A 5,880-nucleotide genomic window follows, 5' to 3' on the forward strand; every position below is an offset into this window, starting at 1 on the left:
CCCCTGCCCTCTTCACTGCTACTCTGTTAGAAGTAACCAATCTTGTTAGGTCTATGAATTATCTCGTTGCCGTTTTGGGCGATCGCATTCAGGCGGAAGCCGCTTACTCTGCTTTAGAAAAAGAAGGTTTTGCGATGGATAAAGTTACCATCTTAGGCAGGGGATACAAAAGTGCTGATGAGTTTGGTTTAATTGATCCCAAGGAACAAGCAATTAAACAAGCGAAATTCATGGCATTTTGGTTAGTGCCGTTTGGTTTTGTCGCTGGTGGGGCTTTCAGCCTACTGACTAATTTAAACACTTTTGCTTGGGCTGGTGAAGTCGGCAATCATTTAATTGGTGGGCTTTTAGGGGCTTTTGGTGGGGGAATGGGCAGTATTTTTGCTGGTGGGGGAACTGGTTTAATTTTTGGCGGCGGTGATGCTTTGCCCTATCGCAATCGTTTAAATGCTGGTAAATATTTAATTGTAGTGAAAGGTTCGGAAACTGTGACGCGCCGAGCTACTAATATTCTCCGTCAGTTTGAACCAGAAAATATTCAAGGTTACGTTGAACCAAATGTCTAAAAATCATCCTGCCAGCAGTTTGCAAATCAAAACCCCACGCTTAAAGTTAATTCCATGCCCTTTGGATGTAGCGGAAGCGAGTATTTTTAATCCGTCGCTAGTAGCTGAAATTTTGGGGGCGGGTGTACCGAAAGATTGGCAAAAAACGGAGGTGCAAGATTTTTTACCCATGTATGCTCAAATGCTGGTGGATGATCCCACAAGCTTGGGTTGGGGTGTTTGGTTGATGATTCAGACTCAGGAAAATACTTTAATTGGCGATTTGGGTTTTGGTGGTAAACCTGATGAGTCGGGAAGTTTAGAAATTGGTTATGAGGTGTTTGCTGCTTATCGAAATCAAGGTTATGGTTTTGAGGCGGTGCAAGCTTTGGTAAATTGGGCTTTTTCACACCCGGAATTAAAGAGATTGATTGCTCATTGTCCGATCGATAATTTGGCTTCAGTGCGAATTCTAGAAAAATTAGGCATGGAGCGTTTACACTTAGTAGAAGTCCCCGAACTCCCCAATACCCAAGTGTGGAAATGGCAGTTAAGAGACTTGCAGATAAAAAAATAACGAATTTAATTGTAGGATAGGCATTTTGCCTGTCAGGGGTGATGGCAGGCAAGATGCCTGCCCTACAAGATCGGATAATTGAATTAATGGAAGCCCCTAATCAATCAAGCGAAAATCTAAAATCTAAAATCTAAAATTGGCAGATGTTACCTAGAGAAGAACTGTTAAAAGGCGTAGAAAATCGAGACTGTGCGGCTAGGATAATTGATTTAGCCCAACAGGCAATTAAAACTTGGGAAATTGTGTTTTCTGACTTTCTTTCGCCGCCGGAGTTGGCAGAAGTTCAACGGATGTTTAGTAAGTTGACGGAAGTGCATTTGTTGGCTTGGGGTGGTTATCCCCAGGCGGAAAGACAGCGGTTAGCGATCGCACGTTCCGAACTCCCTCTAGATGTCTCCCAAGTAGAAATTGCGGCTTTGGAAATAGCTGGTAATTTCTTATTCGATCCGGCAACTCACCGAGATTTTTTAGGCGCAATGTTGGGGTGTGGAATTAATCGAGAAAAAACTGGTGATTTGATTGTTTTGGGGGAAAGAGGTGCTCAAGCAATTGTAGTTCCTGAAATGGTGGAATATTTAGAGACGCATTTGGAACAAGTGCGATCGGTCCCGGTGCGAACTCAACGGATTGAAATTAGCGAATTAAAAATCAAAGAACCGAAGAAGAAAGAGTTAACAACGGTGGAAGCTTCTTTGCGGTTAGATGCGATCGCTTCTGCGGGTTTTGGAATGTCTCGCAGCAAAATGGTCGATTTAATTGATGGTGGTGATGTGCGAGTAAATTGGAAAGAAATCACCCAATCTAGTTATCAATTAAAGTCGGGTGATTTAGTCGCAATTCGCGGCAAAGGACGTTTAGAAGTTGGGGAAATTGCGGTAACAAAAAAAGACCGTTATCGTGTACAAATGACGAGGTATATGTAAATCCTCAATAAAAATCAAGACCTAAAAAATAATGCTTTTTTCTCAGTTTTTACAATTATCCATCATCGCAATGTTTTTAAACAGGCATTTCTTGATAACAGTGGCTACAACGCCAGTAAATCCCTCCACTGCGGATATGGCGTAGTAAAGTGTTTGAGCAACAAAGACAAGTATGCCGATCGCTCATAGACTTGTCAATTGTGGGGATACTTCGTAGCTGGCGACCATCGATCGGGTCGAGGGGCAATGCGATCGAAGTTGTTAATAAAACTAGCATCTTAAAAAACCAATATTATCGGGCTTTAAGTATAAGTCCCCTTGACAAGGAGTACGTCTATCGATAGAAATAGGGAATTTTTGATTTATGTGGTATGGTAAACAGGAATCGTAAATCGCGGGCTTGATAGCAAAAGTACTGCTAAATACAGCTAAGTAAGCCAAGTCCTTGATGAGGTTGAATTGAACTTGAAAATACAAGCGTTGGATATTAAGATGGGCGATCGCATCATTGCTTACTGCAATAATAAGATGCAGATCTGTACAGTGAAACGCATTTTGGATTCTGGTCAAACTAATAACATTACGCTATCAGTATTCACTTCTGACCATTATCGCATTTCAGTGTCTCACACAGTGAGGTTTAAACGAGACGCTTTAGTGGATTTGGCAGGTTAACAATTTATAGATAAAAAAGTCCAGTTACCCTAATTTATAGACTTGTAAATTTGTTGAAAAACAGAGCCTAATGGGAGTAGTAATTAGTGCAAAAGCACAAATAATTACTACAGAACTAATAAATACTTAATCCAGATATCCAAATGCTTGTAGTTTTTGCCAAACTTTGGCTACACTTTCGGCTTCTGTTTCTATATCTGTGTGACATTCTACATCTGGATTAGTAGGAATTTCGTAAGGGTCATCAATTCCGGTAAAGTGTTTAATTTCTCCAGCTCTGGCTTTTTTATACAATCCTTTAACATCTCTTTTTTCGCAAACTTCTAGAGGTGCGTTAACAAAAACTTCAACAAAATCACCAATTTTTGCTTTTACTTCTCGACGAATTTCTCGATAAGGAGAAATCGCAGAAACTAAAACAATTACACCATTTCTAGTTAATAAATGTGCGACAAATCCAATGCGGCGAATATTTTCATCTCTGTCTTCTTTACTAAAACCCAAACCTTTGGTTAAGTTCTGACGCACAATATCACCGTCGAGAACTTCTACTAAATATCCTTGCGATCGCAATTCTTGTTCTACCGCCTTGCTGATTGTAGTTTTCCCTGCACCACTTAAACCTGTAAACCATACGGTAACACCGCGTCGCTTCATCTGTATCTGTCCCATAAAAAAATCCGGCAATTGATTTTACTTTAAATTTTGGCTGAGTTAGGTGGGAATAATAATTCTAGTGGTTAGGTGCTGATTATGTCTCGTTTAAACGATCGCGCTTGGAAAATTTTACGTGCGGAAGTGGAAAAGTGTGCGGGAAAAGATGCTCTGTTGCAAGTACAGCGAGATATTGTATTTAAAAGATTAAATAGATTGAGAGAGCAAGATGGTAATCTGGCTTCTTATGAAGAACTGCGTGATACCATTAGCGATGTTTTCCCTAATTTCAGTGATAAAGTTCTGAAAAAGGCCGCTAAAGCTAATCGTCCTCCGGGTGCGTGGCATACAATCAAATGGGTGGTGGGAATTACAGGTGTTGCTGCGGGTACAGTTTGGGTCTTAAATTTACCTTATCCGATGATTCGTTGGCCTGTGGCACGAACTGCACCAATTTTGCTGCTACCTAGTTACATGAAAATGGATTATGATTATCGCCAAGCGATCGTGCTGGTGGAACAAGCAGATCAGTTAGTTAATCGAGCAACTAGTCAAGCAGATTTGCTTTTAGGAGAACAAAAGGTAAAGCAAGCACAAAAACATTTGGATGGTTTACCTGTTTGGTTTTTAGGCTATCAACCGCAATATAGATTTTGGTTTGGATGGAATTTTACTCTTGATGAATTTCGCTCAGCGCGTGCTAATGTAGGGCGAATGGAAGCAAAAGTTTTTCAAGAAAAGCAAGCTCAAACTTTGTTAGAACAGGGAGAACAAGCTTTAAATACAGCGAAACAGCAACATGATGGGGCGAAAACTTGGGAAGAACGCCAAAAAGCGATCGCCGCTTGGCAAGTTGCTTTAGATCAATTGCAACAATTACCCCAAGAAACTTTAGCTGGTAGAGGATCACAAATGAAAATAGCAGCTTATGAGCGAGATTTTCGGAAAATTTCGACTTTAGCTACTCAAAATGAACGTACTGGCACTTTAATGGATGCAGCGCGACAATTTGCAATGGCTGCGGCTGTTAAAGGACAAAATCCACCTCATAGTGCTGCGGAATGGCAAGAAGTAGAAAAATTGTGGGATCAAGCGATCGATAGATTAGAGAAAATTTCTTTAGAAGAATCGGGTTATTTAGAAGCACAAAAGTTACTAATTACTTATCAAGGTAATTTGGGAATTGTGAAAATTAGGCAACAAGCTGAGGAAAGTTCTGTTGCTGCATTAACGACAGCAAAACGGGAAATAGAAAATTTATTAGCTAGTAATTCTGGAAGAGTCGATCGCAATCAAATGATTAGCCAAATTCAAAGTATAATTTATGAATTACAAAAGGTGCAAACTGGAACAACAGTTTACAAGGAAGCACAAGAATTGATGCAATCTGCTCAGAAAAAACTTAAGGAAATGGAGAAATCTTCTTTTGGAAATTAGAAAACACTTGAATCCCTTGGTTTGTTGTGAGGACTTTAGTCCTTTGATGTAAATAATACGACTAAAGTCGCTACAACAAACTTAAGGCATGACCTCACACACTTTTTGCTAGAGGTGCAATTCCTGCCATATCCAATATTTCGGGAATTAAATCTTCTCGTTTAATTGCCATCAAATGAACTCCGTGACAAATTTGTTTTGCCATTTGCACTTGTTCGGCGGCAATTTTCATTCCTTCTCTCAAGGGGTCTTTGGCGGAGGCTAGGCGATCGATAATCGATTGCGGAATTTCAATCCCCGGTACACAGCGATTTAAAAATTCGGCATTTTTAGCTGATTTAATTAGGAAAATTCCCGCTAAAATTGGTTTATTAGAACCTACAGCAATCTGATTCATAAACTTTTCTAGTTTATCGAAATCCGCAATTAATTGACTTTGGAAAAACTGCGCCCCTGCTTGGATTTTTCGCTCAAAGCGACGCTGTAAACCTGACCAACTATGGGATTGCGGATCGACAGCTGCACCGACAAATAAATCTGTCGCCCCATCTGTTAAAGGTTTATCATTCCAATCAAAACCATGATTCATTTTGTTGATTAATTGCAACAAACGCACAGATTCTAAATCAAAAACTGCTTTGCAGTCGGGATGATCTCCTGCTTTTACGGGGTCGCCTGTGAGGGCTAAAATGTTGTGAATCCCAAGGGCGTTAGCACCCATGAGATCGGCTTGTAATCCGATGCGATTGCGATCGCGACAAGCAACCTGACATATTGGTTCAATCCCATGTTGCAGCAAAATGGTTGAAGCTGCTAAAGGACACATCCGCAACACCGCCCGACTACCATCCGTAATATTCACCGCATGAACTCGACCTTTGAGGAGTTGCGCCATTTTTAGCATGGAATTTGGATCGCCTCCCTTCGGTGGTGAGACTTCAGCAGTAATCAAAAATTCTCCTGTTTTAACAGCGTTACGAAAAGAATTCAATGGTTTTGGGGGCGTACTGTGCATTGTGAAAAACCTTAGTTTTAGGGATTGGGGACTGGGGACTGGGGGGAAGAGGTG

The 5,880-nt window shown here is 40.7% G+C and carries 8 protein-coding genes; 5 read left to right on the forward strand and 3 right to left on the reverse strand.

Features of this window, described 5'->3' with window-relative positions:
- Positions 1-53: 53 nt before the first annotated feature.
- The 3 genes from IQ264_RS31150 to IQ264_RS31160 all read left to right on the forward strand — a co-directional run bounded on the left by IQ264_RS31150 (position 54) and on the right by IQ264_RS31160 (position 2,045).
- A complete protein-coding gene (locus tag IQ264_RS31150) occupies positions 54-566 on the forward strand; it encodes a hypothetical protein (protein ID WP_193986367.1) in 513 nt (170 codons plus the stop codon).
- Positions 559-1,122: a GNAT family N-acetyltransferase gene (locus IQ264_RS31155; RefSeq protein ID WP_193986369.1), complete on the forward strand. Its 564-nt coding sequence runs from the start codon at positions 559-561 to the stop codon at positions 1,120-1,122. The genes IQ264_RS31150 and IQ264_RS31155 overlap by 8 nt, the downstream gene beginning before the upstream one ends.
- 143 nt (positions 1,123-1,265) lie before the next feature.
- Positions 1,266-2,045 (forward strand): photosystem II S4 domain protein, encoded by a 780-nt coding sequence (locus IQ264_RS31160; protein WP_193986371.1) that lies wholly within the window; start codon positions 1,266-1,268, stop codon positions 2,043-2,045.
- Positions 2,046-2,121: 76 nt separating this feature from the next.
- Here the strand turns inward: IQ264_RS31160 and IQ264_RS31165 are convergent, their stop codons facing one another.
- Positions 2,122-2,322 carry a hypothetical protein gene (locus tag IQ264_RS31165; RefSeq protein WP_193986374.1) on the reverse strand — a complete coding sequence of 67 codons (201 nt, stop codon included), beginning with the start codon at positions 2,320-2,322 and terminating at the stop codon, positions 2,122-2,124.
- A 182-nt stretch (positions 2,323-2,504) separates the two neighbouring features.
- Between IQ264_RS31165 and IQ264_RS31170 the strand changes: the two genes are divergently transcribed.
- The gene (locus tag IQ264_RS31170) at positions 2,505-2,720 is read left to right on the forward strand and encodes a hypothetical protein (RefSeq protein WP_228061947.1); all 216 of its coding nucleotides are present in this window, start codon (positions 2,505-2,507) and stop codon (positions 2,718-2,720) included.
- Positions 2,721-2,846: 126 nt separating this feature from the next.
- Here the strand turns inward: IQ264_RS31170 and cysC are convergent, their stop codons facing one another.
- Positions 2,847-3,377 (reverse strand): adenylyl-sulfate kinase, encoded by a 531-nt coding sequence (gene cysC / locus IQ264_RS31175; RefSeq protein WP_193986382.1) that lies wholly within the window; start codon positions 3,375-3,377, stop codon positions 2,847-2,849.
- 96 nt (positions 3,378-3,473) lie between these two features.
- Here cysC and IQ264_RS31180 point away from each other — a divergent pair, with 96 nt between their 5' ends.
- Positions 3,474-4,811, forward strand: coding sequence for a hypothetical protein (locus tag IQ264_RS31180; protein WP_193986376.1), 1,338 nt, complete (start codon positions 3,474-3,476; stop codon positions 4,809-4,811).
- A gap of 94 nt (positions 4,812-4,905) precedes the next feature.
- On the opposite strand, the gene IQ264_RS31185 is transcribed toward IQ264_RS31180, so the two are convergent.
- On the reverse strand, positions 4,906-5,802 hold the full coding sequence (locus IQ264_RS31185) for a methylenetetrahydrofolate reductase (protein ID WP_228061948.1): 897 nt from the start codon (positions 5,800-5,802) through the stop codon (positions 4,906-4,908).
- Positions 5,803-5,880: the final 78 nt, after the last annotated feature.

The sequence above is a fragment of the [Phormidium] sp. LEGE 05292 genome (assembly GCF_015207735.1).
In the GTDB taxonomy this organism is placed as follows: domain Bacteria; phylum Cyanobacteriota; class Cyanobacteriia; order Cyanobacteriales; family Aerosakkonemataceae; genus Floridanema.